At 63.0% G+C, this 25,902-nt stretch carries 25 protein-coding genes; 12 read left to right on the plus strand and 13 right to left on the minus strand.

Annotated elements, in window-relative coordinates; all coding sequences use genetic code 11:
• Window positions 1-2: 2 nt before the first annotated feature.
• Entirely contained in the window at window positions 3-983 is a 981-nt protein-coding gene (locus NKH89_RS21905; RefSeq protein WP_352495624.1) for a quinone oxidoreductase family protein, read from the minus strand.
• A gap of 319 nt (window positions 984-1,302) precedes the next feature.
• Here NKH89_RS21905 and NKH89_RS21910 point away from each other — a divergent pair, with 319 nt between their 5' ends.
• Window positions 1,303-2,250 (plus strand): aldo/keto reductase, encoded by a 948-nt coding sequence (locus NKH89_RS21910; protein WP_352495623.1) that lies wholly within the window; start codon window positions 1,303-1,305, stop codon window positions 2,248-2,250.
• A 76-nt stretch (window positions 2,251-2,326) separates the two neighbouring features.
• Complete coding sequence (locus tag NKH89_RS21915; RefSeq protein ID WP_352495622.1) at window positions 2,327-2,947, plus strand: LysE family translocator; 621 nt, start codon at window positions 2,327-2,329, stop codon at window positions 2,945-2,947.
• A 27-nt stretch (window positions 2,948-2,974) separates the two neighbouring features.
• On the opposite strand, the gene NKH89_RS21920 is transcribed toward NKH89_RS21915, so the two are convergent.
• Both NKH89_RS21920 and NKH89_RS21925 read right to left on the minus strand, forming a co-directional pair.
• Window positions 2,975-3,775 carry a lysophospholipid acyltransferase family protein gene (locus NKH89_RS21920; protein ID WP_023721099.1) on the minus strand — a complete coding sequence of 267 codons (801 nt, stop codon included), beginning with the start codon at window positions 3,773-3,775 and terminating at the stop codon, window positions 2,975-2,977.
• A 108-nt stretch (window positions 3,776-3,883) separates the two neighbouring features.
• Entirely contained in the window at window positions 3,884-4,792 is a 909-nt protein-coding gene (locus NKH89_RS21925) for a LysR family transcriptional regulator (RefSeq protein ID WP_352483510.1), read from the minus strand.
• A 134-nt stretch (window positions 4,793-4,926) separates the two neighbouring features.
• Here NKH89_RS21925 and NKH89_RS21930 point away from each other — a divergent pair, with 134 nt between their 5' ends.
• Window positions 4,927-5,547, plus strand: coding sequence for a pyridoxamine 5'-phosphate oxidase family protein (locus NKH89_RS21930; RefSeq protein ID WP_352483511.1), 621 nt, complete (start codon window positions 4,927-4,929; stop codon window positions 5,545-5,547).
• A gap of 16 nt (window positions 5,548-5,563) precedes the next feature.
• Here the strand turns inward: NKH89_RS21930 and NKH89_RS21935 are convergent, their stop codons facing one another.
• From NKH89_RS21935 to ftsE, 3 genes are all read right to left on the minus strand, one after another.
• The gene (locus tag NKH89_RS21935; RefSeq protein WP_352591134.1) at window positions 5,564-6,328 is read right to left on the minus strand and encodes a YdcF family protein; all 765 of its coding nucleotides are present in this window, start codon (window positions 6,326-6,328) and stop codon (window positions 5,564-5,566) included.
• Window positions 6,329-6,416: 88 nt separating this feature from the next.
• Window positions 6,417-7,400 carry a cell division protein FtsX gene (locus NKH89_RS21940; RefSeq protein ID WP_352909909.1) on the minus strand — a complete coding sequence of 328 codons (984 nt, stop codon included), beginning with the start codon at window positions 7,398-7,400 and terminating at the stop codon, window positions 6,417-6,419.
• Complete coding sequence (gene ftsE, locus NKH89_RS21945) at window positions 7,393-8,052, minus strand: cell division ATP-binding protein FtsE (RefSeq protein ID WP_023677923.1); 660 nt, start codon at window positions 8,050-8,052, stop codon at window positions 7,393-7,395. The genes NKH89_RS21940 and ftsE overlap by 8 nt, the downstream gene beginning before the upstream one ends.
• A 235-nt stretch (window positions 8,053-8,287) precedes the next feature.
• Here ftsE and NKH89_RS21950 point away from each other — a divergent pair, with 235 nt between their 5' ends.
• From NKH89_RS21950 to NKH89_RS21960, 3 genes are all read left to right on the plus strand, one after another.
• Window positions 8,288-8,578, plus strand: a complete 291-nt coding sequence (locus NKH89_RS21950; RefSeq protein WP_352591131.1) for a hypothetical protein — start codon at window positions 8,288-8,290, stop codon at window positions 8,576-8,578.
• Window positions 8,579-8,757: 179 nt separating this feature from the next.
• Entirely contained in the window at window positions 8,758-9,300 is a 543-nt protein-coding gene (gene hpt / locus NKH89_RS21955) for a hypoxanthine phosphoribosyltransferase (protein WP_023721145.1), read from the plus strand.
• A gap of 299 nt (window positions 9,301-9,599) precedes the next feature.
• Window positions 9,600-9,971, plus strand: coding sequence for a response regulator (locus NKH89_RS21960; protein WP_023721093.1), 372 nt, complete (start codon window positions 9,600-9,602; stop codon window positions 9,969-9,971).
• A gap of 18 nt (window positions 9,972-9,989) precedes the next feature.
• Here the strand turns inward: NKH89_RS21960 and NKH89_RS21965 are convergent, their stop codons facing one another.
• The gene (locus NKH89_RS21965; protein ID WP_352483513.1) at window positions 9,990-10,940 is read right to left on the minus strand and encodes a DMT family transporter; all 951 of its coding nucleotides are present in this window, start codon (window positions 10,938-10,940) and stop codon (window positions 9,990-9,992) included.
• A gap of 222 nt (window positions 10,941-11,162) precedes the next feature.
• On the opposite strand from NKH89_RS21965, the gene NKH89_RS21970 reads away from it, so the two are divergent.
• The gene (locus tag NKH89_RS21970) at window positions 11,163-12,020 is read left to right on the plus strand and encodes a LysR substrate-binding domain-containing protein (RefSeq protein ID WP_023721091.1); all 858 of its coding nucleotides are present in this window, start codon (window positions 11,163-11,165) and stop codon (window positions 12,018-12,020) included.
• A 78-nt stretch (window positions 12,021-12,098) separates the two neighbouring features.
• Here the strand turns inward: NKH89_RS21970 and NKH89_RS21975 are convergent, their stop codons facing one another.
• Both NKH89_RS21975 and NKH89_RS21980 read right to left on the minus strand, forming a co-directional pair.
• Window positions 12,099-14,711 carry a TIGR02302 family protein gene (locus NKH89_RS21975; protein WP_352909912.1) on the minus strand — a complete coding sequence of 871 codons (2,613 nt, stop codon included), beginning with the start codon at window positions 14,709-14,711 and terminating at the stop codon, window positions 12,099-12,101.
• Between the two features lie 213 nt (window positions 14,712-14,924).
• Entirely contained in the window at window positions 14,925-15,866 is a 942-nt protein-coding gene (locus tag NKH89_RS21980) for a threonine/serine dehydratase (protein ID WP_352483515.1), read from the minus strand.
• A gap of 62 nt (window positions 15,867-15,928) precedes the next feature.
• Between NKH89_RS21980 and NKH89_RS21985 the strand changes: the two genes are divergently transcribed.
• Window positions 15,929-16,231 carry an ArsR/SmtB family transcription factor gene (locus NKH89_RS21985; protein WP_352909915.1) on the plus strand — a complete coding sequence of 101 codons (303 nt, stop codon included), beginning with the start codon at window positions 15,929-15,931 and terminating at the stop codon, window positions 16,229-16,231.
• Between the two features lie 16 nt (window positions 16,232-16,247).
• On the opposite strand, the gene lysA is transcribed toward NKH89_RS21985, so the two are convergent.
• The 3 genes from lysA to argH form a co-directional block, all read right to left on the minus strand.
• On the minus strand, window positions 16,248-17,516 hold the full coding sequence (lysA, locus tag NKH89_RS21990; RefSeq protein ID WP_352591122.1) for a diaminopimelate decarboxylase: 1,269 nt from the start codon (window positions 17,514-17,516) through the stop codon (window positions 16,248-16,250).
• 16 nt (window positions 17,517-17,532) lie between these two features.
• The gene (locus tag NKH89_RS21995) at window positions 17,533-17,739 is read right to left on the minus strand and encodes a hypothetical protein (RefSeq protein ID WP_023677931.1); all 207 of its coding nucleotides are present in this window, start codon (window positions 17,737-17,739) and stop codon (window positions 17,533-17,535) included.
• A gap of 70 nt (window positions 17,740-17,809) precedes the next feature.
• Window positions 17,810-19,210, minus strand: coding sequence for an argininosuccinate lyase (argH, locus tag NKH89_RS22000; protein ID WP_352483518.1), 1,401 nt, complete (start codon window positions 19,208-19,210; stop codon window positions 17,810-17,812).
• A gap of 35 nt (window positions 19,211-19,245) precedes the next feature.
• On the opposite strand from argH, the gene tlpA reads away from it, so the two are divergent.
• Entirely contained in the window at window positions 19,246-19,929 is a 684-nt protein-coding gene (gene tlpA / locus NKH89_RS22005; protein WP_352483519.1) for a thiol:disulfide interchange protein TlpA, read from the plus strand.
• Window positions 19,930-19,931: 2 nt separating this feature from the next.
• Here tlpA and NKH89_RS22010 read toward each other — a convergent pair whose 3' ends face one another.
• Complete coding sequence (locus NKH89_RS22010) at window positions 19,932-22,364, minus strand: bifunctional diguanylate cyclase/phosphodiesterase (protein WP_352909920.1); 2,433 nt, start codon at window positions 22,362-22,364, stop codon at window positions 19,932-19,934.
• Between the two features lie 293 nt (window positions 22,365-22,657).
• Here NKH89_RS22010 and ugpB point away from each other — a divergent pair, with 293 nt between their 5' ends.
• The 3 genes from ugpB (at window position 22,658) to ugpE (ending at window position 25,895) form a co-directional block, all read left to right on the plus strand.
• Entirely contained in the window at window positions 22,658-23,968 is a 1,311-nt protein-coding gene (gene ugpB, locus NKH89_RS22015) for a sn-glycerol-3-phosphate ABC transporter substrate-binding protein UgpB (RefSeq protein WP_352909923.1), read from the plus strand.
• A 185-nt stretch (window positions 23,969-24,153) separates the two neighbouring features.
• Window positions 24,154-25,038 carry a sn-glycerol-3-phosphate ABC transporter permease UgpA gene (ugpA, locus tag NKH89_RS22020; RefSeq protein WP_352483564.1) on the plus strand — a complete coding sequence of 295 codons (885 nt, stop codon included), beginning with the start codon at window positions 24,154-24,156 and terminating at the stop codon, window positions 25,036-25,038.
• An 8-nt stretch (window positions 25,039-25,046) separates the two neighbouring features.
• The gene (gene ugpE, locus NKH89_RS22025) at window positions 25,047-25,895 is read left to right on the plus strand and encodes a sn-glycerol-3-phosphate ABC transporter permease UgpE (protein WP_352483522.1); all 849 of its coding nucleotides are present in this window, start codon (window positions 25,047-25,049) and stop codon (window positions 25,893-25,895) included.
• The last annotated feature ends 7 nt before the right edge of the window (window positions 25,896-25,902 follow it).

Here is a 25,902-nt window from a genome sequence, read left to right on the forward strand (position 1 = left end):
GGCTACATCCTGAAAATCTGTTTGCCAAGATCGGCGCGATCCAGGCTGTTTGCCACGGCGAGCTTGAACTCGGTCAACGGGCGGAGACCGCCGACAGGAACGTGGAAGCCGGGCTGGCCGAAGATGTCGATGATCTCGCGTAGCACAGGTCGTTCGGCTTCGACCGGCGGCGAAAAGAAGTAGCGATAGATATTCGCCCTGATCTCGACGCCGCTCAGCAACACATCGAAATTGTGAAGTTCGAAGCGCTCGGCACTCATGCCGCCATTGATCACCATCTGCCCGCCGAGCGCCAGGGTGCGGATCAATTCGCCGCTGACAGGTCCGCCGACATTGTCGATAATCCCGTTCAATCCGGCGCCACCGGTGATATCCATCACAGCTTCCCGGATACCTGCCTTCAAGTCCGAAAGGTCAAGAATGGCGGCGACGCCAAGCGTCTTCAGATCGAAGCTTTGGTGCGAGCGCCGCACCAGAGCGATGACGTTGATGCCGCGTCGTTGGGCGAACTGCATCACCATTGTCGAAATCGACGAATAGCCGGCCGTGACAGCCAGCCACTGGCCAGGCCGCACACGGGAATCCACCATCAGATCCCACGCGGTAATGGGGTTCACCATCTGCCCGGCGCGTTCGACCGGATAGCCGGCAGGCAACGGGATCAGCCATTCGGCGGGAATGGCCGCGTACTCGGCCCAACTGCCATAATAGCTGAACGCGACGAGCGTGCCCGGTTCCAGCAAAACGTTCGCGCCAACGGCTTCGACGATGCCGGCGCCATGGTTTCCCGCGATCTGCTGGGGAAAATGCGGCTTCTTCGGTTCGGGATAGAGGTTCTGGATAAACAGGAAGTCGCCCGGATTGATCGAGGCCGAGACCATCCTGACCAGCACCTCGCCATCGCCGATCCGCGGCATCGGCAGGTCGTCAACGTAGAGCACGTCGCGCGGCGAGCCGATGGCGTCAAATACAATTGCTTTCATGCCGGTCTCCATAACAAACGATCCGGGGCAAACAGTCTGGGCTTGGCCAGACCGTGCCGAAATTTGCGTCGGCGCCGCGGAACTTATGGCCGGCCGGCAAAGGCCAGAATTGGCAGATTTGACAATCTATGTGCTAAACTTGCCAATTTCCTCAGAGGGGCTGGTTTGGAAGCCGGACACGGCGCGGCGGGTCGCGGTTTTGTGAAGCGCCAGCGGGTTGGAAAAGAGGCTATGCGTTTGACGTTGCCATGGCGCGACATAGGTTAGCCCGGTCGGCGGCTCCCACCCGCCTCAGCATGAATCACCATGGAGATCAGCCTTGCAGAAACGTCGTCTCGGTCGCACCGACCTATCCATCGCGCCATTGGTTCTGGGCGGCAATGTGTTCGGCTGGACCGCCGATGAGAAAACCTCGTTCGACTTGCTCGACCGCTTTGTCGACGCCGGTCTCAACGCCATCGACACGGCCGATTCCTATTCGCGCTGGATTGCCGGCCACCAGGGCGGCGAATCCGAAACCATCATCGGCAAATGGATGAAAAGCCGCGGCAACCGCGACAGGGTTGTCGTCATCACCAAGGTCGGTTCGGACATGGGGCAGGGCAAAAGGGATCTGTCCGCCGCCTATATCGAAAAGGCCATTGATGCCTCGCTGAAGCGGCTGCAGGTCGATACCGTCGATCTCTATCTGTCGCACTGGCCCGACCCTGCGACCCCGTATGAGGAAACGCTCGGTGCTTACCAGAAACTGCTCGACAAGGGCAAAATCCGCTATGCCGGCGCTTCCAACCTCGACGCCGCCCAATTGCGCGCCGCATTCGACGCAGCAAGCCTGCGCGGCCTGCCGCGCTACGAGGTGCTGCAGCCGGAATACAACCTCTACGACCGCTCGTTCTTCGATGGTCCGCTGCGTGATCTGTGCGTGGCCGAGGACATCGGCGTCATCACCTATTTCAGCCTCGCCAAAGGGTTTTTGAGCGGCAAGTACCGCAGCGAAGCCGATCTCGGCAAAAGCCCGCGCGGCGGCGGTGTGAAAGGGTATCTCAACGCGCGTGGCATGCGCATTCTCTCAGCGCTCGACGCCGTGTCGGCCAGACATTCGGCCAAGCCGGCGGAAGCGGCGCTGGCCTGGGTCATGGCGCGCCCCGGCGTCACCGCTCCGATCGCCAGCGCGACGACGCTCGGCCAGCTCGACAGCCTGGTGCGTGCGGCGTCGTTGCAGCTCAGTCCGGACGATATCGCCGAGCTCGACAAGGCCAGCGCATAGCCGCGCACGATCGTTCAAGACCCGCACCGCTGCCTTGCCTACCGTCCTACATCGTCACAGGATGCAGGGACGCCGCATGGCCGGACAGGTTCTTCTCGATCAGCAGCTATGGCAGCAATTGCTGGCGCTTGTGCTGGCATCGGCCATCGTCATGGGCAGCCCGGGGCCGGCGACGATAAGCGTCACCGCGGTCGGCGCCGCGTTCGGCCTGCGGGATTCGCTCCGCTATGCCTCGGGGATCGTTGTTGGCACGATCCTCGTGCTCGTGGTGGTGGCGACGGGCATCATGGCCGTTCTCGCCGCGTTGCCGACGCTCGCGGCGCTGCTGGCGGTCGCCTCGGCAGCCTACATCCTTTACCTGGCGTTCAAGATAGCGACGGCGCCGCCACTGACGGCACGCGTCCGTGGAGCGGCGCTTCCCACTTTCCTTGGCGGGTTTCTTCTGGCTGTTGCCAACCCGAAAGCCTATGTGGCGATTGCCGCCGTGTTCGCCGGCGCGTCTTCCGGCGCCGGCGGTCTCGGTATTTCAGCCAAGCTGGGGGTTCTCACCTTGATGATCGTTGCCATTCATCTCTTGTGGCTTCTCGCCGGCGCAGCCTTTGCACGTTTGCTGCGCAAACCGCTGGCTTCGCGGATCATCAATCTGGTGTTTGCCGTGACGCTGGTTGCAACAGCCGCCCTGGCTGCCCTGCCGTGAGCCCTTGTGGCATCTGAGGCCGTTGCCTCAGCCTTTCAATTCAGGTTTCGCGTCCAGCTCACCAAGCCTTTTCACCGCAGTCGGCGGCATCGGCGGCGGGTTCGGCGTTTGCGACGCCTCGACGAGGAGCTGGTCGCAGGCGGCCTCCGTCTCGCCGATCAGCCGTTGCATGAATTCGTCCTTGCCGAGGCCGGGCGGGATCGGCGACAGGAAGCGCGCCTTGATCGTGCCGGGATAGCGCAGGAATTTGCGGCGCGGCCAATAGAGGCCGGCGACGTGAGCGACCGGCACCACCGGAATGCCAAGTTGCGCGTAGAGTTCGACGATGCCGTATTTGTAGACCGGCTCGTCGCCCGGCGCCCGGCGCGTGCCCTCGGGATAGATGATGAGCTGGCGGGGATTGCGCGCCAATTCCTGTTTGGTCGCGGCGATCACCATCTTCAATGCCTTCGAGCGGCTGCCGCGGTCGACCGGAATCATCCGCATCTTCAAGATGTACCAGCCGAAGAACGGGATCCAGGTCAGCTCCCGCTTCAATATGTAAACGGGATCGTCGAGGAACGGCAGGAAAGCGATCGTGTCCCAGAAGGACTGGTGCTTCGGCGCCAGGATGAAGGAGCCTTCAGGCAGGTTCTCCTGGCCGGTGATCTCGCTTCTGGTGCCGGCGATCTTGTCGTAGAGCCACATGCTGGTGCGCGACCAGAATTTCGGCACGAACCAGGCGCGGTGGCGCGGCGACAGGAAATAATACGGGGTCCAGAGGATCATCTGGACGATCAGATTGAGGTAAAAGGCGAGATTGAACGCCAGCGAGCGGAAATAGAGCATACAGCAAGTGCCCGGTGAGGAGGTGTGCGTTGGTTACACCAAGCGCCGGCAAAAAGGAAACGGTGCGAGGCGGGCGATCGGCCCGGTTTTGCGGTAGGCCGTCCTTCGTCACGCCTGCCACGCCGCCTGCAGCAGGCGCTGCTTCAGGCGTGGGGCGGCGAAGTCGAGGAACGCGCGCAGCTTCACCGGCAGCAGGCCCTGGCCGGCATGGACGAGGCTCACCGGCCATGGCTCGGGCTCGAACTCCTGCAGCACGGGGCGCAGCGTACCCGACCGAACCGCGGCGGCGATCTGGTAGGAAAGCAGCCTCGTCACGCCGACGCCAGCAATCGCCGCATCGATTGCCGCCTCAGCGGTGTTGACCCGTAACCTGGAGCGGACCGGTACGGTGAATTCGGCCTTGCCGGTGGCGAAACTCCAGGCGGAGGCGTTGAGCCCTTCGAAGGTGATCGCACTGTGTGCCGCAAGCTCCTGCGGCTTTTTCGGCGTGCCGTGCTCGGCGAGATAGGCCGGGCTCGCGCAAACGACGCGGCGGATCGAACCGAGGCGGATGGCGACCAGGCTCGAATCGGCAAGGGCGCCGATGCGGATGGCGAGATCGATGTGCTCTTCGACCAACTGGGTTATCCGGTCGGCGAGTGTCAGCCGCACACTTACGTCGGGGTAGGCGGCGAGAAAGGCGGTGACGACCGGCAGCACATGCAAGCGGCCGAAGACGATCGGCGCGGTGACGATCAGTTCGCCGGTCGGGGCGCTGTACTCGCCGGCGGCTATTCGCTCGGCCTCGCCGACCTCGTCGAGAATGCGACGACAGGCGGCGAGATAGGCGTGGCCGGCATCGGTCAGCGACAGCTGCCGCGCCGAGCGGTTCAACAGCCGTGTCTTCAGGTGCCTTTCCAGGTCCGAAACCTTGCGGCTGACCGTCGTCAGCGGAATGCCGAAGCGACGCCCGGCAGCCGAAAGGCTGCCTGTCTCCGCCGCGGCAACGAAAAGCGACATGGAGTGGAGGCGATCCATAACTTTCCCGAAAAAATTGGCCCTTCCGAAGAATGGAAGGACGCATCGCAGATATGGCATCTGCTTCTCGAAGATGGAAGTATCTACTTTTCGGTGAGTAATGCAGCGTAGCTCGGCAGTTGAGGAGGGTCTTCATGAACGCTCACACCAGCGATGTTGCCTTCACACCGACGGTGAAGGCGATCCAAGCCCGCAAGGGCTCGCGCCAGGCCTATGCCCGTGTTGAGGAGCGTGGTGGCTGGCAGGCGGCAATCACGCCCGATCTCGCCGCCTTCATCGAGGCGCAGACCAGCGTCTTCCTGTCGACCGCCAATGCTGACGGGCAGCCTTACATCCAGCATCGCGGCGGGCCTGCCGGTTTCCTCAAGGTGCTCGACGAACGGACGATCGGCTTTGCCGATTTTTCCGGCAACAGGCAGTTCATCACCCAAGGCAATCTCAGCGACAACCCACAGGCTTTCCTGTTCCTCATCGATTATGCCCACCGGCAGCGCATCAAGATCTGGGGCACAGCGCAGGTCGTCGAGGGCGATGCCGAACTGATGGCAAAGCTGGTGCCGCAAGACTACAAAGCGCGACCCGAACAGGTCATCCTGTTTACCGTTTCTGCCTGGGATTCCAATTGCTCACAGCACATCCCGCAGCGTTTCGAAGCGGCCGATGTGGCGGCGGCTCTGGCCGAACGCGACAGGCGTATAGAACGGCTCGAGCAGGAGATCGCGCGCTTGCGCTCGGGTGCAACAGCCAGGGAATAAAAACTGCCGGTGCCGTTCAGTTTCCGCCCGCGGCGTCGGCCAGCGTGACGCTGTTGGGCGGTTGCTTCACCGGCATGATGCCACGCGCCAGCGCCAGCAGGTATTTGCTGTATTCGGTGAACAGCACGCGCAGCGCTTCCGGCTTGGTCAGCCAGCCGCCATTCCCAAGGTTGGTGTTGACCACCGGATAGGGTTCAAGCCTGGCGCCGTGCAGCAGCCGTCCCATTTCCAGCAGGCTGCGCGGCATGTGATAATTGTTGGTGACGAGGATGACGGTGCCGTAGGCGTGGTCCTCGACCCATTTGGCGCTTTCCTCGGCATTGCCGATCGTGTCGAGCGCGGCGCGGTCGATGTCGACGCAGCAGGAAAACAGCCTCTTGTCGCCGCCGGTCGCGGCCTGAAGCTGGCGGCGGCTGGCGGAGGGATGGACGCCGCTGATCAGCAGCCGCTCGCCCTTGCCTGACGCAAGCAGCCCCATTGCGGCGTCGAGGCGCGACTGACCGCCGGTCAGCACGATGATAGCGTCGGCCCTTGCCGGATTGGCGGGCGTCGTCAGACGGCTGACGGTGTTGGCGAACCAGCCGAAGCCGGCGACAAACAGCGCCACAAGGGCGAGCAGAACGAGGGCCGAAAGTCGCAAGGAGCGGGCTGCCAGCAGCCGCCCGTGTGTGGCGAATTGATCCGGCTTGGCAAATTCATCAGGCCCGGCGAATTCATGCGGACGCGCAACCAGCACTGGCATGCACCCAGCGGTATCGGTCGAGTCCCGAACGTCCATCATGAAATGGTTAATCCCGAAATACGGCCTTTGGTAGGAAAAAAATGCAATTTTCGTGACGATGCGTTTTCATCCGTGATCGATCTTTCCTTTAGCCGGCGTCCGGCTGGCGAATGTCGATGTCGCTGAGATAGGTAACCACGGTGAAATGGGAGGTTGCCGCGGTCAGCGCGCCGATCACCAGCACCATGACAGCGACCCCGAGATAGCCTGCGGAGCCGATGGCGAAATTGCCGAACAGGGCGGTCGCCTGGTCGGCCTGCGGCGTCGCCATATTGCGTGACGACCACCAGGAGAAGACGATGAAGACGAGTATTGCCGCGGCGCCGCCTGCCGCGGCGCCCTTCATGCCGGTGACCAGAAAATGCCGGCGGAATTCGCGCGCGATGAAGCGCGCCTCGGCGCCGACGAAATGCAGCACCTCGATGATGTGGCCGTTGCCGGCCATGGCGCCGCGTGTCGCGAACACCACGGTCAGCACCGTCGCCGACAGCATCAGCGCCAGCACTGCGATACCGATCGTTACCGTGGTGCGGGCCATGGCAACCAGCCGGTCGACCCAGGTGCGATGATCGTCGAGCGAGGCGCTCGGCAGCTTCGGCGTGATCGCCGCGCGCAGTGCGGCGAAATCGGGCGGACTGTTCTCGTCGATGGTGATGATGATCAGACGCGGCACCGGCAGCTCATCGATGTTCAGGCCCGAGCCCAACCAAGGCTCGAGCAGCCGGGCCGTCGCTTCGCGGTCGACGATCCTGGCGCTTTTCACGCCGGGGAATTCGCCGGCGATCTGCGAGGCCAGCGCAAGTGCGGCCTCCATGTCGAGGCCGTCGACCGGCTTGATCTGGATGGTCGCCTCGCGCGAGATCTGGTTCTCCCAGACCGAGGCGGTGTCACGCACCAGCGTGACTGCGCCAAACGTCAGGCAGGACAGAAAGGTCATGATGGCGATGACCAGCACCAGCGCCCGGCCGGCGATGTTCTGCGCCGGCACGATCGGCGCCATCTTGCGCTGGACGCGGGGCTGGGCCGCCGCGGCGTCGTGACCCTCGAAGTGTTCGACGGAGAGCTCAGTCATAGATGTCCAGCCTTCCGCCGGCCAGGATCATGCGCCGTGCGTCGACCTGTTCCATCAGGCCGAGGTCGTGCGTGGCGATCACCACGGCAGTGCCCAGCCGGTTGAGCTCGATGAACAGCCGCAGCAAGCGTCGTGCCAGCGGTGGATCGACATTGCCGGTCGGCTCATCGGCGAGCAGGATCTCGGGCTGCTCGATCAACGCACGGGCGATCGCGGCGCGCTGCTTCTCGCCGCCAGACAGCACCGGCGGCAGCACATGCATGCGTTCGCCGAGGCCGACCCATTTCAGCAGCTCGGTGACGTCGGTGCGGTAGGTCGCCTCCTCGCGGCCGCGCACGCGCAGCGGCAAGGCCACGTTCTCGTAGGTGGTCATATGGTCGAGCAGGCGAAAATCCTGGAACACCACCCCGATGCGGCGCCTCAGATGCGGCAATTCGGTGCGCGAGATGCGCGAGCGGTCCTTGCCGAAGATGGTGATCAGGCCGCGCGTCGGCTTCAGCGACATGAACAAAAGCCGCAGCAACGTCGTCTTGCCGGCGCCTGAAGGTCCGCTCAGGAACTGAAAGGAGCGCTCCGGAATGTGCAAGGAGATGTCGCGGAGGATCTCCGGACCCATGCCATAGCGGAGGCCGACATTTTCGAAGCGGATCACTTTCGACGACCTGAAATTCTCGGCGGCAAGATGCCAGCCCTTTCTGTGGAAAGACCATCGGCCGGCATGGTTAACCGACGGTTAATTTGGGGGCTTTTCAAACGAGTCACAGGGGTTCCGGTGGGGAAGCGTTAACCATTTCCGTTTACCCAAAGAAACGAACAGCGAACAGGTGCCGTAGTGTTGGGCCACGATGGCTGAGGATCGAACCGCGCGCCCGGTTTCCGGCGAAATCATGACCGATGCGGCCGCCGAGCCGGAACGCATCATGCGCGACGTGACCGCCGACGTCATCGATGCCGATTATGAGGTGCTGCCCCGCCATTTTACGCGTCCAGACTTTGCGCCGCCGCCTGCGCGCACGATTTCCGCCCCTTCGATCGAAGGCATGGACATGTTGCGCAAGCCGGAAACCGCCGTCGAACGGCCGTTATGGGTGCACGGTGGGCCGATCTTCTGGATTGCCGGCGTCGGTGCCGCCTTGGCCGCCTTCTGGATTTCGGGCGGCCATGCGCTGGTTCGTTAGAACGGCGCCAGAAAATCAACAGGTCACCAGATAAACGATTTGCGACGCGCAGGGGACGGTTCGCGGGCGCCCTGCCAAAGATTTGGCCTTGCCAGACGGCTCGACATGCCTAGAAACGGGTTGAAGACCGTTTTCGGTCAGCTTCGCCTACAAGGCGATCATTTCTGGAAAGGCGGCCAATGCCAGTTGTGCGCGGCAAGGACATCGAAGTCCTGTTTTCGGCGTCCGCCATCGCGCGGCGGAATCTGGAACTTGCCAAGGAGATTGCCGGGCACGACTACCACGACCTTCTGGTAATCTCGGTGCTGAAGGGATCATTCATCTTCGCCGCCGATCTTATCCGTGCCATGCACGATGTCGGCCTGTCGCCGGAGGTTGAGTTCATCTTCATCTCGAGCTATGGCGCCGGGACAACCAGCGGTGAGGTGAGGGTGCTGCGCGACATCGACAACGAGGTCGCCGGCCGCGATGTGCTTCTCATCGACGACATCCTCGAATCCGGCAAGACGCTGAGCTTCACCCGTGACCTCATGCTGTCGCGCGGCGCGAGGAGCTGTGCCATCGCCGTGCTGCTCGACAAGCGCATGCGCCGCCAGACCACGCTCAACGCCGACTATGTCGGCTTCGACTGCCCCGATTATTTCGTCGTCGGTTATGGCATGGACGTCGCCCACGCGTTTCGCGAATTGCCGTTCGTCGGCATGGTCAAGGGCGACGCTTGAGGCCTTTTTGATAATTCTACGCCGGCGGACACCTGACGCAGTGTTCTGCGCTTCCTGCAGCGCAGCGCGTCCTTTGGACGCGCAAAGGACGCTGTAGCACTTTTGATTTTGCGCATGATGCTTTCCGAAATCGAAACCGAGTTCGGGATCAAGCGCGAAGCTCCCGGACTCGAACGTCCGCTCCCCTCCGGTTCTCGAAAACCACGCCATCTGACTCGCCGGAGCGAATTCTGAAAAGGCCTCATCGACACTCAGCGCCTTCAGGAAACATCAACTTTTCCTCGCCAAATATCCTGCCCATGGCAAAGCTCTTGATCGTTGAGGACGATGAATCCGTCCGCACCCTCGCCGCCCGTGCGCTCGAACGCGCCGGGCATAATGTCACTATTGCCGCCGACGGCGCGCACGGTCTTTCTCTGATCCGGGCGGCGCAAGGGGGCTACGACCTTGTGCTGTCCGACATCCGCATGCCGGAGATGGACGGCATCGAGATGGCCAAGGCGGCAGCGGCGCTGTTCCCGGCGATGAAGATCATGCTGATGACCGGCTTTGCCGATCAGCGCGAGCGCGCCGAGGAATTGGACGGCGTTATTCTCGATGTCGTGCAAAAGCCGTTCACGCTGGCTGAAATTCGCGCCCGCGTCGAACAGGCGCTCGCCTGTTTCGCCTAAAGCCCAAGGCCGACCCCTTCACGCAGGGTCGCAGGTCGCAGCGATGGCTGGCGCGCCGCTCCGGCGCCGGCTGGCATTGAGCGCAAACAGGCCGGCGCCGATGATGAGGGCTGCGCCGGCCGCCGTCGCCGGTCGCGGCACTTCGGCAAAGAACAGAAAACCCCATAGCGGCGACCAGATGATACCGGTGTATTCGAAGGTGGCGACGCTGTTGGCGGGCGCCAACCGGTAGGCCTGCGACAACAGGATCATGCCGGCCGAGGCAACGAAGCCGCATGCCCCCATCTTCAGCAGATCCGACGTCGTCGGCCAGACCCATGGCCGGACTAGGAATTCGAGGCTCGGATGCACGGCATGGTCGATGTCTGCCAGCCAAAACAGCCCCGCCACCAGGGCAGCACCGGCCAGATAGGCGCCGTTCTGGTAAAACGCCATAACGGTCGAGGATTCGGTGTCGCCGATCTTGCGTGCCATCAGTTGCGAAAAACCGTAGAGCAGAGCCGAGCCTAGCGACAGCAGCGCCGCCCAGTCGAACACGCCGGCACCCGGGCGCGCCATCACCAGCACGCCGAGCATGCCGACCAGGACGGTGGCGAGCGCCTGCCAGGACACGCGTTCGCCGAGATACGGGCCGGCCAGCGCCATGATGAACAGTGGCGCCATGAAATAGAGCGCCACCGCGTCGGCCAGCGGCAGGGCGGCGATTGCCAGATAGTAGGCCGTGTAGGAGGTGAACTGGATGAAGGCGCGCATCGTCAACATGCCGAACCGCTTCGACTGGATCGCCTGCAATCCGACGTCGGCGTGGACGAGGAAAACCAGGATCGGCAGGGCGACGATCGAGCGGATCGCCATCACCTCGGTGACGGGATAGCGGCTCGACACCGCCTTGACCAGCGGGTCCTGCAGTGAAAAGACCAACACGCCGAGACAGAGGCTGAGGATGCCGAGCACAAGCCGATTCTGCATGGGCGCTCCGGTCTCCTGCGCGCCGGCCGGAAGCAGGCCTGCATCCGGGTAAAAAGAACCCGCCACCGTTTCGGGCAGCGGGTACGAGTGAGGACTTTTGATTGGTCCGCGGCCGATTTCGCGGCCGCATATCCAATGGGTGAGGCGACTATCGTCCGCCGTTTGACATGTTGCAAACGAATTGGAATGATGCCAGCAATCAGATTTTCTTATGGCGGGCACATGCGACCCAATCTCGACAGCGACCTCTTGCGCACCTTCGTCGCGGTCGCCGACACCGGCAATTTCACCAAGGCGGCGGAGCGGGCCGGCCGCACCCAGTCGGCGGTCTCGATGCAGATGAAGAAGCTCGAAAGCATGGTCGGCGACAGCCTGTTCGAGCGCGGCTCGCGTGGTGTGGCGCTGACGCGGCGCGGCGGCGAGCTCATCGCCAACGCCAGGCGCATCGTTTCGCTGCTCGACGAGACGGCGGCATCGATGGTCGCGGCGCCGCTTGGCGGGCCGGTGCGCATCGGTATCCCGGAGGAATATGGCCACGCGATCCTGTCGCGCGCGCTCGGTGCCTTTGCCAAGCGCCATCCTCAGGTCGACATCACCGTCCGCTACGCGCATTCCGGTGCGCAGATCGCGGCGCTCGCCGCCGGCGAGCTCGATCTGGCGGTGGTGTTCGAATGGCAGGATCTCTCGGGCGGTGAGGTGCTGATGCATGATCCGACCGTATGGGTGACGTCGGAGCTGCATCACATGCATGAGGACCGGCCGGTGCCGATCGCGCTCTACAACCGCGCCGGCTGGTGCAAGGATTTCGCGATAAAGTCGCTGGAACAGCGCGGTCTCGCCTATCGTGTCGCCTACACCAGCGATACCAATGGCGGCCTGCGGCTCGCCGTCACCTCCGGGCTGGCGATTGCGCCGATCTCGCGCAGCAACATTCCGGCCGGCTGCCGCGAACTTACGGCCGCCGACGGCTTCGGCGACATCGATTCCTCGAACGTAGTGCTGCGGCGCAATCCGAACGCTTCCGGCGAGGCGATCGACGGCATGGAAGAGGCGATCCGCGAGGCGTTCACCAACCGTTAAACACGTCGCTCGGTCCGGCGATAGCTGCCACCACGGAGGACCGCGCACGGCGATCTTCCAAAAATGTAGAGTGCAGCCTTACTTCAGCTCCAGCAACCGCTCCAGATAGCTGCGCTCGATATCGGGGCTGAGCGCGTTGCCGAGCCGCTTGCGGATTGCCTCGAGGATCTGGCGGGCGCGCTGCACGTCGATCTCGTCAGGCACTCTCACCGAACTTCCGTCATCGGGACCCTCGCTGGTGCGGGGCCGCCCGAGCGGGTCACGGTCGGCATTCTGCTGGCGTCCGCCCTGCCCGTTGCCGCCCTGGTCGCCTTGCATCGCTTGCAATTGCTTCATCATATCCTTGGCGCCCCTGCGCAAGGCTTCCAATGCGCGGCCCTGGTGGCCGACGGCTTGGTCGCCCTCGCCCTCGCCGAGCGCCTGTTCGGCATTGCCCATGGATTTGCCGGCTTCGCCAAACCCCTCATTGGGGTCGAGGCCCATGCCTTCGAGGCCCTTCCTCAATTGATCGAGCTCGCTCTGCAGCTTGCCCTGGCCTTCCTGCAATTGCTTCAGCGCATCGGCAAATTCCTGCGGCGTCATCGGCTTCGGCCGGCCGAGCGGATCGCGGTCGTCGCCCGGGCTGGGCTTGCCCCCTTCGCCCATCGGGCCTTGCTCACCGTTCTCGCCGAGTTGCTCGTCGCGGTTCTGCCCGCGCTGTTGCTGGCCGCGCTGCATCTGGTCCATACGGAATGTGTCGTTCATCATCTCCTGCTGGCGCCGCATGATCTCGCCCAGCTTGTCCATCTGCTGGCGCATCTCGCTATCCTGCTGGCCGCCTTGCTGCTGGCGGCCTGCCTGCAGATTGTTCATCATGTCCTGCAGCTCCGACAGCAATTGCTGCGCCTGGTCGCGATTGCCGGATTTCGCCAGGTTCTCGATTTGGTCCATCATGCGGTCGATGTCGCTCTGGCGCAGTTCCTGGCCGTTTTGCTGCATCTGTGGCGCATTCGGATTCTGCTGCGCCCGCGCCGCGAATTCCTGCAGGAACTGGTTCATCGCCTCGCGCAGTTCCTTCATCGCCTTCTCGATCTCTTGGTCGCTGGCGCCGTTCTTGATCGCATCCTGCAGCGCCTGCTGCGCCTGGCGCAGCCGCTTCTCGGCCGCCGACAGATTGCCTTCCTCGATGCCGAGCGCGATCTCCCAGAGGTAAGCGACCTCGTCGCGCAACTGGTCGTCGCTGTCGGCCATCTTCAGCCGGGTGCGGGCGCTCATGATGGCGAGGTAGTGCGCCATATTGTCGAACGTGTCTTCCGGCCTGAGCGTGATCGCATCCATCAGGTCGAGCACGCGGTCCTTGGCATAGGCATCGAGCGCCAGTATGCGGCGCTGCTCGACCACGGCCCGCGCCAAGGGGTTGGAGAATGGCCGCTCCGGCATCACCAGCGTCTTGGTTTCGCTGGTCGCCGTGTGTCCGGCGCCGTCGGTAGCGACAAGCGACAGCTTGACGTTGCCACCGGCCCAGACATGGTCGGTCAGATCCTTCGTCGTTTTGGCGGCATTGGCCTTGCCGCCGCGGCGCGGCAACGTCAGCGGCATTTCCGGCGGCCCATAGAGCGGATGCGCGTTGGGCACCTGCGGATCGGCCAATGCGAAAACCGCCTTGGCGGAGGCCGCGCCATAGTCGTCGTCGATCTGGTAGTTGAGCTCGAAGGCGCCGTTGACGGCGCGTTTCGGCTCACCGACAAAGCGGATCTGCGGCGGCTTGTCGGGGATTATGGCGAAGGCCCAGCGGCCGAGCTCGCCGTCGCCGGATTGCAGCGTCAGCATGCCGTCGGCCGTCAACTTGCCGCTGAACTGGCGCACGGTGGAAGGCGTTGCAGTATTTGCCTCTGGCTTGGCTTGCGGCCCGGTCGGATCGATGGCGCGGGTGTTGCCGCCGGCGTCGGCGTAGTTCAGCGTTTCCTCGCCCGAACCGCCCGTGACGCGCAGCGACACGTCGCTGCCTTCCGGAACGGTGAAGGTCGGCGCCGCTTGATTGGCATTGTTGGCAAGGACAGGGGCGTTGAGGAATACTGGTGGCCTGCCGGTATAGGCCGGTGGCGTCACCCAGGCATCAATGCGCGGCGGCACGACGTCGCGCGCGGCACGGGCAACAAACCCGTCAGTCAGCTTGCCGCCCGACGGCCCGAAGGAGAAGGCAAAGGCGGTGACCAACAAAAGCGCCGCAACGGCGCGCAACGCCCACGGGTCATGCTCGGGGACGCGCGTGCGCGGCACGTCGCCGCCAAGCTCGCCCAGCCGGTCGGCCATGCGCCGCTGATGCTCGCGCCACAGGGCTCGCGAAAAAATGCTTTCCTTGCCGCTCGGGCGATCGGTCTGGACCTGCACCGGGCTGTGCAGCAACCGGTTGGCCGCCTCGATGCGGCGGTCGACCTCGACACTGGATGGCGTGCGGAAGAAACGCAATGGATAGAGTGCGGCAAGCGCTGCGACGCCGAATGCCGTGATGAGACCGATTCGCGCCAAATCGGGCAAAAGCGGGAACAGACCGAGCCACGAGATACTGAGAAACAGGCTGGCGACGATGATCAGCGGCAGCAGCAACGGCCAGCCGCGCTCGACGATTATTGACACCTGCGTCGCCAGCCGGCTCAAGGCAAGGCGCCCGGCCAGGCTGCGATCGCTGGTGAAGATGGGTCGTTGCGTCATCGGCCCTTCCTGGCCGGGCGGGATAGCCCGGACCTCACGAGTCTATCGCATGGACCCGAAAAGTCGATTTTTCGGGAAGCACGATGCGAAGACCCAAAATCTTAGCGCATACTTCGTGCATTCAGCGGGCTGCACGTCGCTCTAAGGATACCAACAAACACGGCGAAGGCGAGGCGGTTCCCCAAAACGTGAACAATAATGCCCCGGATATTGTCAAAATTTCGCTGGATTGGCGTTTGCGCCGCAGACCAGAACGGCAACGCGCTCGCCCACAGCCGGCCTGTAGCGGCCGGACAGGAGCGCCGCGAAGGCGGCCGCACCGCCCGGCTCGGAGATGATTCGCACATGATCCCACAGCGCCGCCTGGGCGGCGATAATGTCGCCGTCGCCGACCAGGATCGAGCGCTCGACGAACGCCTCAGCGATAGGAAACATCATTTCGCCGACGCGCTTCGGCGCGAGCGAATCGGCGGCGATGCCCTCGGTCGGAGCATCGACAGGCCGGCCCGCCTCGAAAGCGCGGTGTAGCGTCGGCGCACCCTCCGGCTCGACGGCAATGATCCTGATGCGGCCGGAAAACCAGGCGGCGATGCCGCCGATCAAGCCGCCGCCGCCGACAGCGACCAGCAGCGTGTCGAGCTTCGGCAGGTCGGCCTCGATCTCGAGGCCCAGCGTGCCTTGCCCGACCAGCGTCTCCTCCTGGTTGAAGGCGTGGATCTGCAGCGCGCCGGATTTTTCGGCGAAGCTCTCGCTGGCGGCCAGCGCCTCGGCATAACGGGCGCCGCCGACGATCAGCTCGGCGCCATAGCCGCGGATGCGGTCCAGCTTGGCCGGCGGGCTCACTTCGGGAACAAAGATGGTCGCCTTATGGCCGAGCCGCATGGCGGCATAGGCGACCGCGGCGCCGTGGTTGCCGCCCGATGCGGCGACGACGCCAACTGCGGGAACCGGCCGTTCGAGGAGATTGGTGAACGCGCCACGCGCCTTGAACGAGCCGGAATGCTGCAGGCATTCGAGCTTCAGGTCGACAGGCAGAGGCGGGCGGTCGAAATCGGCCATGTCGACGCGCAGCACCGGCGTGTGGCGCACGAAGGGCCGGATGCGGGGTTCCATCGCCGCAATGCGCTCGCGGGTGATCGTGTGGCCATGCAGCATGCTTCACTCCCAGAGTTGCCATTCAGAGTTGACATTACTTAGTAACTTGGCAAAGTGCCTAAATGCAAGAGGTCGACGTCTTCAAAGCGATTGCCAGCGAGCGCAGACTGCAGATCCTCGATTGGCTCAAGGACCCGCGCGCGCATTTTCCGCCGCAGGCGGACGGTGATCTGGTCGAGGACGGGGTCTGCGCGCTGCTGATCGCGGAAAAGCTGGGGATCACGCAGGCGACGCTCAGCGAGCATATGCGCGTGCTCACCCAGGCAAGGCTTTTGCGCAGCAAGCGTATCAAGCAGTGGATATTCTATCGCCGGAACGAGGACAGGATCGCCGAGGCCAGGGCGCTCGTCCAGCACCGGCTGTAGCGCTGCAAGGTATCTCTCAGGTCAACCAATCAGGCACCGAATCCAGCCCGATCAATTCGTCATAGGTCTGGCGCGGGCGCACGATGTGGAAGCGGTCGCCGTCGACCAGCACTTCCGGCACCAGCGGCCTGGTGTTGTAGGTGCCGGCCTGGACGGCGCCATAGGCGCCGGCGGTGGCGACAGCGATCAGGTCGCCGGCTTTCAGCCTGGGCAGGTCACGGTCGAGCCCGAGATAGTCGCCGGTCTCGCAGACCGGGCCGACGACGTCGACCTTCATGCGCGGTGCCGCGACCGGCTGCTGCACCACCGGCCTGATGTCGTGGAAGGCGTCGTAAAGGGTCGGCCGGATCAGATCGTTCATCGCGGCGTCGACGACGAGGAAGTTCTTGGCGTCGCCCTCTTTCACGAAGATGACCTCCGAGACCAGGATGCCGGCATTGCCGACGATCAGCCGGCCCGGCTCGAACATCACTTTCAGCCCGAGCTTGGCGACATGCTTACTGACGATCTGGGCATAGGCTTCGGGCAAAGGCGGCGGGTTGTTGTCGACGCGGTAGGGAATGCCGAGGCCACCACCGACATCGATATGCTCAATGGCATGCCCGTCGGCACGCAACGCGCCGACCAGTTCCACCAGCAGCGCGAAGGCGTCGTCGAAGGGCTGCAATTCGGTGATCTGGCTGCCGATATGGGTATCTATGCCGGTGATCCTGATGCCCGGCAACTCAGCCGCGCGGGCATAAACCTTCCGCGCCTGCTGCCAGGGAATGCCGAACTTGTTCTCGGCCTTCCCAGTCGAAATCTTCTTGTGCGTCCTGGCGTCGACATCCGGGTTGATGCGCAGCGAGATCGGCGCGATCTTGCCCAGCGCGGTGGCGCGGGCCGACAGCAGCTCCAGCTCCGGTTCGGATTCGACGTTGAAACAGAGAATGCCGGCCGAGAGCGCAAAATCCATTTCGCGCGCGGTCTTGCCGACGCCTGAAAACAGGATCTTGCTTGCCGGAATGCCGGCAGCCAAAGCGCGGCGCAGTTCGCCTTCCGAGACCACGTCGGCGCCGGCGCCAAGCCTTGCCAGCACCTTCAGCACAGCCTGGTTGGAATTCGCCTTCATGGCATAGCAGACGAGCGCGTCGAGCCCGGCAAAAGCTTCGGCAAAGACGCGAAAATGCCTGGTCAGCGTCGCCGTCGAATAGCAATAAAACGGCGTGCCGACACTGGCGGCGATATCTGATATCGCCACGTCCTCGGCATGCAGTACGCCGTCGCGGTAGTCGAAATGGTTCACGAGATCGGTCCGAAAATCAGAGCAGCGGGTCGAGGATGAATTTCTTGTCCTCGACAGGTTTTTCCGGCTCCGGCGGCAAAGGTTGCTTGGCCTTCTCGGCGTCCTTGCGCGCCTGCACGGCTGCCGCGTAGGGCGTATCGAGCGCAGCCTTCCTGCCGCAGGCCGCAACGGTCGCCATCGCCGCTAACAGCGTCAGCGTCACCAAAATCCTGCTTCCGGTCATCGCGTCATCCGTCCGAAACTGTTGCCCGCAGCGCTTCTATCCGAGTTTTGCGGCCATTGCACCCCGCGTCTTACGCCTTGGCGAGCCGCTTTTTCCAGTAGCGGATCTGCTTGCGCACCTCGGACGGCGCGGTGCCGCCGAAGCTTGTGCGGCTCCTTACAGAATTCTGCACGGCCAGAACCGAAAACACGTCGGCGCTGATACCGGGGTGAATGGACTGCAAATCCTGCAGCGAAAGCCTGTCGAGCCCGACCTTCTTGTCCTCGGCCAGCGCCACCGCCCGGCCAGTGATATGGTGCGCCTCGCGGAACGGCAGGCCGAGCGTGCGTACCAGCCAGTCGGCGAGGTCGGTCGCAGTCGAATAGCCGGCGCCCGCCGCCTTTTTCATCGCGGCAGTGTTCACCGTCATGTCGCGCATCATGCCGGTCATCGCCGCCAGCATCAGGTCGAGCGTCTCTGCCGCGTCGAAGACGGATTCCTTGTCTTCCTGCATGTCCTTGCCATAGGTCAGCGGCATGCCCTTCATTACCGTCAGCAGGCCGACCAGATGGCCGGTGACACGGCCTGTCTTGCCGCGCACCAGTTCGGCGGCGTCGGGGTTCTTCTTCTGCGGCATGATCGACGAACCCGTCGAGAAGCTATCCGACAGCCTGACGAAACCGAATTGCGGCGTCGACCAGATGATGATCTCTTCGGCCAGCCGCGACAGATGTGTCGCACAGATCGCCGCCAGCCCCAAGAATTCCAGCGCGAAATCGCGGTCCGAAACGCTGTCGAGCGAATTGCGCATCGGTTCGCGAAAACCAAGCGCCGTTGCCGTCTGGTGCCGGTCGATCGGAAAGCTGGTGCCGGCGAGGGCGGCCGCACCGAGCGGGCTTTCGTCCATCCGCTCGATCGCGTCGCGGACGCGCGACAGGTCGCGCGCAAACATCTCGACATAGGCCATGCAGTGGTGGCCGAAGGTCACCGGCTGCGCCGCTTGCATGTGGGTAAAGCCCGGCATCACCGTTGCCGCATGCTCCTCGGCCCGGGCGAGGAACGCTGTGATCAGGCCTTTCAGCGCCTCGGCGACACGAAAGCACTCGTCTTTGACCCAGAGCCTGAGGTCGACCGCCACCTGGTCGTTGCGCGAGCGGGCAGTGTGCAGGCGGCCGGCGGCAGGGCCGATCAAATCGGCGAGGCGGGCCTCGACATTCATGTGGATGTCTTCCAGCCTGGTCGAGAACTCGAATGTGCCGGCCCCGATCTCTGCCAGGATCGTGTTCAGCCCGTGACTGATTTTTTCTTGATCGGCCGCCGAAATAATGCCCGTTTGCGCCAGCATCTCGCTATGGGCGATCGAGCCGCGAATGTCCTGGGCATAGAGTTTGCGGTCGAACGAGATCGACGCGTTGATCGCTTCCATGATTGCGGCCGGACCCGAGGCAAAACGTCCGCCCCACATCTGGTTGCTGGCCTTCTTGTCGCTCATCGCTATAACCCGTGCTCCGGAGCAGTTTTTGAAAAATGGCAGACGGCAATAGATTTTTCCCGGCTTTGCGTCTCATCCTCGCCGCTTTGGTTGCGGGCGTGCTGGCCGGCGCGGTCGCGGTATATGTCAGGGAAAGCGGTTCTGGCAACAACGCGCCCGCGCAAGTGGCCGCCGGCGGCGGCAAGGACGACGTCGCCTGCGCCGCCAGGACCGACCATGCCAAGAAGATCGCCGCGGCCGCTACCGGTCAAGTCGCCGCGCTTTTGCCGGCGGATCCGCCGCAATCGCTGAAAAGCCTCGCCTTCAACGGCCCCGACGGCAAGCCGACGACGATCGCCGATCATGCCGGCAAGACGGTGCTGCTCAATCTGTGGGCAACATGGTGCGCACCTTGCCGCGCCGAAATGCCGGCGCTCGATGCACTGCAGAAGGAGATGGGCAGCGACGCGTTTCAGGTTGTTGCAGTCAACGTCGATGCCGGCGACGATACCAAGCCGAAGAAGTTCCTCGAGGACACCGGCGTCAAGGCGCTCGGCTATTATCGCGATGCCACCATGGCACTGTTCAACGACGTCAAGACGCGCGGCCTGGCGCTCGGTCTGCCGGTCACCATGCTGATCGATGGGCAAGGCTGCCTGATCGCCCATATGAACGGCCCGGCCGAATGGTCAGGGCCGGATGCCAAGCGTCTGGTCGAGGCAGCGCTTCAGCCGGGATAGGCTCAGACCGTGCGCAGGCGCGGCTTGAGCACGGCGATGCTTGCGCCGCGCCGGCTGGCGGTGCGGACTGCCGGAGCCGTGACGCCCGTCAACTCGCCGAATGTCTCGATCGGAGCCGGTTTGCCGAGGTAATAGCCTTGCCCGATCTCGCAAGCCTCGGCGTCAAGGAACTGCAATTCGCCCGGCGTCTCGATGCCCTCCGCCAGGACCGGCAGGCCGAGACCGCGTCCAAGCCCCAGCACGGCGCGGACGATCGCCGCGAACTGGCCGTTCTTGTCGACCGATTTGATGAACGACCCGTCGATCTTGATCTTGTCGAAGGGAAAGGCGCTAAGGTTGGACAGCGAAGAATAGCCGGTGCCAAAATCGTCCATCGCCACATGCACGCCAAGCGCCTTGACCTGCCTCAAGGTTGCCAATGCGCGGGGCATGTCCTTCACCAGGGCCGTTTCGGTGATCTCCAGTTCGAGCCTGCCGGGTGCGAGGCCGGATCTCGACAGTGCGTCGTGCACCTTGCGGCTGAAGTTCGGATTGTGAAGCTGCACGGCGGAGACGTTGACGGCGACCATCAGCGGATTCGTCCAGCGAACAGCATCGTTACAAGCCGTCGTCAGCACCCAGTCGCCGATCTGCGCGATGGCGCCACTGTCCTCGGCCACGGGGATGAAAACGGCCGGGGAAATGTCGCCCCGCTCCGGATGCTGCCAACGGACCAGGGCTTCGAAGCCGATCATCTTGCCGCTGCGGATTTCCTTCTGCGGCTGGTAGACGAGGTGGAACTCCTTGCGGGCGATCGCCTGGCGCAGTTCATGCTCCATCACGCGCTTGTCACGGGCGGCGGTGCCCATGGCTATCTCGAAAAAACGATAGGTGTCCCTGCCCTCGGTCTTGGCGCGATGGAGTGCCGTGTCGGCATGGCCGATCAGGCCGGCCTGATCTTCGGCATCCAGCGGAAAGAAGGCGATGCCGATGCTGGCCGAAACAAGGCCGGAGCCGACTGAAACCCTGTTTTCCTCCCGGATCGCCGCCAGCAAGTCCTCGGCTATGCGGCCTGCGGCCAGGGGGTCGGGGAGGTTCGGAGCTAAGACGGCAAACTCGTCGCCGCCGAGACGCGCGAGCATCTGTCCGTGGCGCGGAATGCCGGAAATGCAGTGCGCCAGCTTCTGCAGCATGGCGTCACCGGCGCTGTGGCCGTAGAGGTCGTTGACTTGCTTGAATCGGTCGAGGTCAAGCAGCAGGAGCGCCAGATATCCATCCTTGCTGCCACGCTCCATCGAAGCGATTTCTGCTTCGAGCCGGGAAGAAAAGCTCCGCCGATTGGCAAGCCCGGTAAGTGGATCGAAATGCGCGAGACGGAGGATCTCTTCTTCCGCCTTCTTGCGCTCACGGATGTCGCGAACGGCAAGCACCGTATGAGGCCTGCCGCAGTAGGCGATCTTCCTGGCGATCAGCTCGACAGGAATTCTCGTGCCGTCGCTGCCCCTCAATTTCGTTTCTTGTGCCTGTTCGCCGAAGCCGGATACATCGGCTGCGCTCTGTCCATCGAACAGCTCGCCGAGTTGCATCGTGTTCAGGGTGGCTGTCGCCGTGCCCGTCAGTTTCGCCATGCTGTCATTGGCGCTGACTATGCGTGTGCCATCGCAAACGATCAGCCCTTCGACCGCGGCATTGGCGAGATCGTGCATGCGATCCGCCTCGAGCCTCTGCCGGCGAAAGCGCAGGTCGATCCACAGCGCGGCGCCTGACAGCACAAGGATTACCAGGCTGGCGACCGCTGCGGCAAAGGCCTGGGAAATGGGCTCGATGGAATGTTCGGATATTTCAATCGAGGAATCCGGAATGATCGACACCGCGGCCATCGCGATGAAATGCAAGCTGCAAATCGCCAGCGTCAAAAGCGCGGCGCCGCCGACAGTCGCTAGCGCCGACGGGCGGCGCAAGACGACAAGGAGCGCCAGTGCCGCGAGCGTCCCGCCGGCCAGAAGCGATATCGCGACAAGGAGCAGGTTCCATACGATCCGGCCCTCGACCTCGAACGCCGCCATGCCGATGTAGTGCATCGTCGCGATGGCACCACCGAGAATGGCACCGCCAACGAGGAAATGGTCGATGCCGCGGCGCAAGGTGGCAACCCACATCCCGAGCGCGGTCAGGATGACGGCGGCGGCAAGCGAAAAGGCGGATAATCCCGGATTGTATGCGTTTGGTATTCCCGGCGTAAACGCAGTCATGGCGATGAAATGCGTCGCCCATATGCCGAACCCGGTCGAAGTTGCGGCGATCATTAGCCAGACAAGCCGGTTTCGGTTGGTCGATCGGCCGACGTGCTTAAGGAGATTTACTGCAGAGAAGCAAGAAATGCCGCAGACGAGGGCGGCAAGTGCGACCAGTCTCAGGTCGTGCTGACTTACAATACAATTATAGACCGTCAGCATCCTGGGTTCACTCGGTCTGCCAAATAACAGGGGAGGTGTGACTGATTAGCTCTTGGAGATTTTAACGAATGGTTAACCCGCGGGCCATGAGGCGGGCCTTTTCGGGGGAAAACCGATGCGCTCCGCCGAGAAGGCGGTGATGTAGTTCCTGGCGACGCTTTCGGTAGCGAGCGCACTTTAGCCGGAAGCGATGTTCATTGACCCGCAACAAAACCGTTGTCCGATTGTCATCAGCGCCACATATTGGCTTTGCGAGAGTGCCCCTTTCGCCAATGACAAACGGGAGATGAAACATGAAGTTCTTCGGCTTCGCGGCCGGTGTTGCCGCCACCTTGACCCTGCTTTCCACCACCTCCGCCTTCGCCGTCACGCAGATCAGCTGGTGGCACGCCATGACCGGCGCCAACGCCGAGGTCGTCGCCAAGATCTCCAAGGATTTCAACGCCAGCCAGAGCGACTATGAGCTCGTTCCGGTGTTCAAGGGCACCTATCCGGAGACGCTGAATGCCGGCATCGCCGCTTTCCGCGCCGGCCAGGCGCCCGATATCCTCCAGGTGTTCGACGTCGGCACCGGCGTGATGATGGCGGCCGAGGGTGCGATCAAGCCGGCGGCCGATGTGCTGACCAGTGCCGGGATGACCTTTGACAAGAGCCAGTATCTGCCCGGCATCGTCGGCTATTATTCGAAGCCGGACGGCACCATGCTGTCGTTCCCTTACAACTCCTCGTCGCCGATCCTCTACTACAACAAGGACATTTTCCAGAAGGCGGGCCTCGACGTGAACAGCCCGCCCCAGACCTGGAACGAGGTGTGGGAAGCTGCCAGGAAGATCAAGACGAGCGGCGCCGCCCCTTGCGGCTATACCTCGACCTGGCTGACCTGGATCCATCTGGAGAATTTCGCGGCGTGGAATGACGTGCCTTGGGCCACTCAGCAGAACGGCCTGGCCGGCGGCGATGTCGAACTCAAGATCAATGCGCCGATTTTCGTCAACCACTTCCAGGCACTCGCGGACCTAGCCAAGGACGGCACGTTCAAGTATGGCGGGCGCACCTCCGAAGCCAAGCAGATATTCCTCGCCGGCGAATGCGGCATCTTCACCGAATCGTCGGGCGGCCTCGGCGATATCGTCAAGTCCGGCATGAACTATGGCATCGGCCAGCTTCCCTACGATAGCGACGCCAAGGGCGCACCACAGAACACCACGCCGGGCGGTGCCAGCCTGTGGGTGTTCGGCAACAAGTCGGACGAGGAATATAAGGGTGTTGCCGCCTTCTTTGCCTATCTGTCCAAGACCGATGTGCAGGAATATCTGCACCAGAAGTCGGGATACCTGCCTGTGACGCTCGCCGCGTATGAGGCGACCAAGAAATCAGGCTTCTATAACAAAAACCCCGGCCGCGAGACACCCATCCTGCAGATGACGGGCAAGGCGCCGACCGACAACTCGAAGGGCGTGCGCCTGCCGAATCTGCCGCAGGTGCGTGATATTCAGAATGAGGAGTTGGAGAAGCTGCTGGCCGGCCAGCAAACCGCCCAGCAGGCGCTCGACAATGCGGTCACACGCGGCAACGCCGCGATCAAGGAAGCGCTGGAGAACTGACGAGATTATCTCGGTTAAAGCGCGTCGCGTTTGAATGGCCACATGCGACGCGCTTTAAGCTCTTGTTCTTATGCATGTCGTTATCTCAAAACCGCTGCGCACTTTTGGGCGACATGCATTAGTCGGTTGGAATATCGCCCACGCGAGCTCGCGTGGGCGATACCTGGATAGCGAGGGAAATCAGCCTGTCTCCACGCGTCGTATTTCCCAACAAGATCCTGCCGTACCTGCTGGTGGCGCCACAACTCGCCATCACCCTGGTTTTCTTCTACTGGCCGGCCGGTCAGGCGCTTTACCAGTCGATGCTCAGGCAAGACCCGTTCGGGCTGAAGAGCAGGTTTGTCTGGTTTGCCAATTTCCGGAAGGTGCTGGCCGATCCGGCCTACCTCAACTCGATCAAGGTCACCGTGGTGTTCTCGCTTGCGACCGCGATCGTTGCCATGGTTGTGGCCCTGCTGCTCGCGGTCATGGCCGAGAAGGCCGTGCGCGGCAAAGGCCTCTACCGCACACTGTTGATATGGCCTTATGCCGTCGCGCCGGCGATTGCCGGCATGCTGTGGCTTTTCTTGTTCAATCCTTCGATCGGCTCGTTGGCTTATTTGCTGAGAAGCCTCGGCATCGCATGGGACCCGCTGCTCAACGGCACCCACGCCATGATCCTGCTGGTGTCGGCGGCTGCCTGGAAGCAGATCAGTTACAATTTCCTGTTCTTCGTCGCCGGCCTGCAGGCGGTGCCGAAAACGCTGATCGAGGCGGCGGCCATGGATGGCGCCGGCGAGACCAAGCGCTTCTGGACCATCGTCTTCCCGCTGCTTGCGCCGACAACCTTTTTCCTGCTGGTCGTCAACACCGTCTATGCCCTGTTCGACACGTTCGGCATCGTTCATGCCGTCACCGGCGGCGGCCCGGGCAAGACGACCGAGACGCTGGTCTACAAGGTCTACAATGACGGCTTCGTCAATCTGATCCTGGGGGACTCGGCGGCGCAGTCGGTCATCCTGATGGCCATCGTCATCGCGCTCACAGCCATCCAGTTCCGCTATGTGGAACGCAAAGTCCATTACGGCTGAGGGCAGCGATGATCGGCCAATCTCCGCTCCGCACCGTCATCGCCCATGCCGTGCTTATCCTTGGCATATTGATCGTGGCTTTTCCGATCTACTACACCTTCGTTGCCTCGACGCACACGCTGCAAACGATCCTCAGGCCGCCGCTGCCGCTGTTGCCCGGCGACCAGCTATGGAACAATTACAGCGAGGCGCTGTTCGGCGGCATCGGTCGTATCGGCGGTGTCAGCGTGGGCAGACTGCTCCTCAACACCACGATCATGGCGCTCGGCGTCGCGGTGGGAAAGATCTTCATCTCGATCCTGTCGGCCTACGCGATCGTGTTCTTCCGCTTTCCGCTGCGCATGACCTTCTTCTGGCTGATCTTCATCACCTTGATGCTTCCGGTCGAGGTGCGCATTCTGCCGACCTACAAGGTGATGGTCGATCTCGGCATGATCGACACCTATGCCGGCCTGATCATCCCGCTGATCGCCTCGGCCACCGCAACGCTGCTGTTTCGCCAGTTCTTCATGACCATCCCGGGCGAACTGGTCGAGGCGGCGCGTGTCGACGGTGCCGGTCCATGGCGCTTCTTTTTCGATATTCTGGTACCGCTGTCGCGGACAAACATCGCCGCGCTGTTCGTGATCCTCTTCATCTACGGCTGGACGCAGTATCTTTGGCCGCTGCTCGTCACCAACAGCAACGACATGAACACCATCGTCATCGCGCTGCGAAAAATGGTTTCCTTCGCCGATGCCGACACCCAATGGCACCTGGTCATGGTCACCGCGATGCTGGCCATCGTGCCGCCGATCCTGGTCGTGGTGCTGATGCAACGCTGGTTCGTGCGCGGCCTGGTCGAATCCGAAAAGTGAGAAGCCG

It is taken from the genome of Mesorhizobium sp. M0923, assembly GCF_040319365.1.
Classification (GTDB): Bacteria; Pseudomonadota; Alphaproteobacteria; order Rhizobiales; family Rhizobiaceae; genus Mesorhizobium.

What these genes read in the sequence shown, in the direction of transcription:
- tlpA (WP_352483519.1), top strand. Translation starts at nt 19,246, where the DNA reads ATGGCAGACGGCAATAGATTTTTCCCGGCTTTGCGTCTCATCCTCGCC.
- NKH89_RS21925 (WP_352483510.1), bottom strand. Translation starts at nt 4,792, where the DNA reads ATGGATCGCCTCCACTCCATGTCGCTTTTCGTTGCCGCGGCGGAGACA.
- NKH89_RS21915 (WP_352495622.1), top strand. Translation starts at nt 2,327, where the DNA reads ATGGCCGGACAGGTTCTTCTCGATCAGCAGCTATGGCAGCAATTGCTG.
- NKH89_RS21970 (WP_023721091.1), top strand. Translation starts at nt 11,163, where the DNA reads ATGCGACCCAATCTCGACAGCGACCTCTTGCGCACCTTCGTCGCGGTC.
- NKH89_RS21935 (WP_352591134.1), bottom strand. Translation starts at nt 6,328, where the DNA reads ATGATGGACGTTCGGGACTCGACCGATACCGCTGGGTGCATGCCAGTG.
- NKH89_RS21980 (WP_352483515.1), bottom strand. Translation starts at nt 15,866, where the DNA reads ATGCTGCATGGCCACACGATCACCCGCGAGCGCATTGCGGCGATGGAA.
- ugpE (WP_352483522.1), top strand. Translation starts at nt 25,047, where the DNA reads ATGATCGGCCAATCTCCGCTCCGCACCGTCATCGCCCATGCCGTGCTT.
- NKH89_RS21975 (WP_352909912.1), bottom strand. Translation starts at nt 14,711, where the DNA reads ATGACGCAACGACCCATCTTCACCAGCGATCGCAGCCTGGCCGGGCGC.
- NKH89_RS21940 (WP_352909909.1), bottom strand. Translation starts at nt 7,400, where the DNA reads ATGACTGAGCTCTCCGTCGAACACTTCGAGGGTCACGACGCCGCGGCG.
- NKH89_RS22010 (WP_352909920.1), bottom strand. Translation starts at nt 22,364, where the DNA reads ATGCTGACGGTCTATAATTGTATTGTAAGTCAGCACGACCTGAGACTG.
- NKH89_RS21960 (WP_023721093.1), top strand. Translation starts at nt 9,600, where the DNA reads ATGGCAAAGCTCTTGATCGTTGAGGACGATGAATCCGTCCGCACCCTC.
- NKH89_RS21930 (WP_352483511.1), top strand. Translation starts at nt 4,927, where the DNA reads ATGAACGCTCACACCAGCGATGTTGCCTTCACACCGACGGTGAAGGCG.
- hpt (WP_023721145.1), top strand. Translation starts at nt 8,758, where the DNA reads ATGCCAGTTGTGCGCGGCAAGGACATCGAAGTCCTGTTTTCGGCGTCC.
- NKH89_RS21920 (WP_023721099.1), bottom strand. Translation starts at nt 3,775, where the DNA reads ATGCTCTATTTCCGCTCGCTGGCGTTCAATCTCGCCTTTTACCTCAAT.
- ugpB (WP_352909923.1), top strand. Translation starts at nt 22,658, where the DNA reads ATGAAGTTCTTCGGCTTCGCGGCCGGTGTTGCCGCCACCTTGACCCTG.
- NKH89_RS21965 (WP_352483513.1), bottom strand. Translation starts at nt 10,940, where the DNA reads ATGCAGAATCGGCTTGTGCTCGGCATCCTCAGCCTCTGTCTCGGCGTG.
- NKH89_RS21950 (WP_352591131.1), top strand. Translation starts at nt 8,288, where the DNA reads ATGACCGATGCGGCCGCCGAGCCGGAACGCATCATGCGCGACGTGACC.
- NKH89_RS21985 (WP_352909915.1), top strand. Translation starts at nt 15,929, where the DNA reads ATGCAAGAGGTCGACGTCTTCAAAGCGATTGCCAGCGAGCGCAGACTG.
- NKH89_RS21995 (WP_023677931.1), bottom strand. Translation starts at nt 17,739, where the DNA reads ATGACCGGAAGCAGGATTTTGGTGACGCTGACGCTGTTAGCGGCGATG.
- argH (WP_352483518.1), bottom strand. Translation starts at nt 19,210, where the DNA reads ATGAGCGACAAGAAGGCCAGCAACCAGATGTGGGGCGGACGTTTTGCC.
- NKH89_RS21905 (WP_352495624.1), bottom strand. Translation starts at nt 983, where the DNA reads ATGAAAGCAATTGTATTTGACGCCATCGGCTCGCCGCGCGACGTGCTC.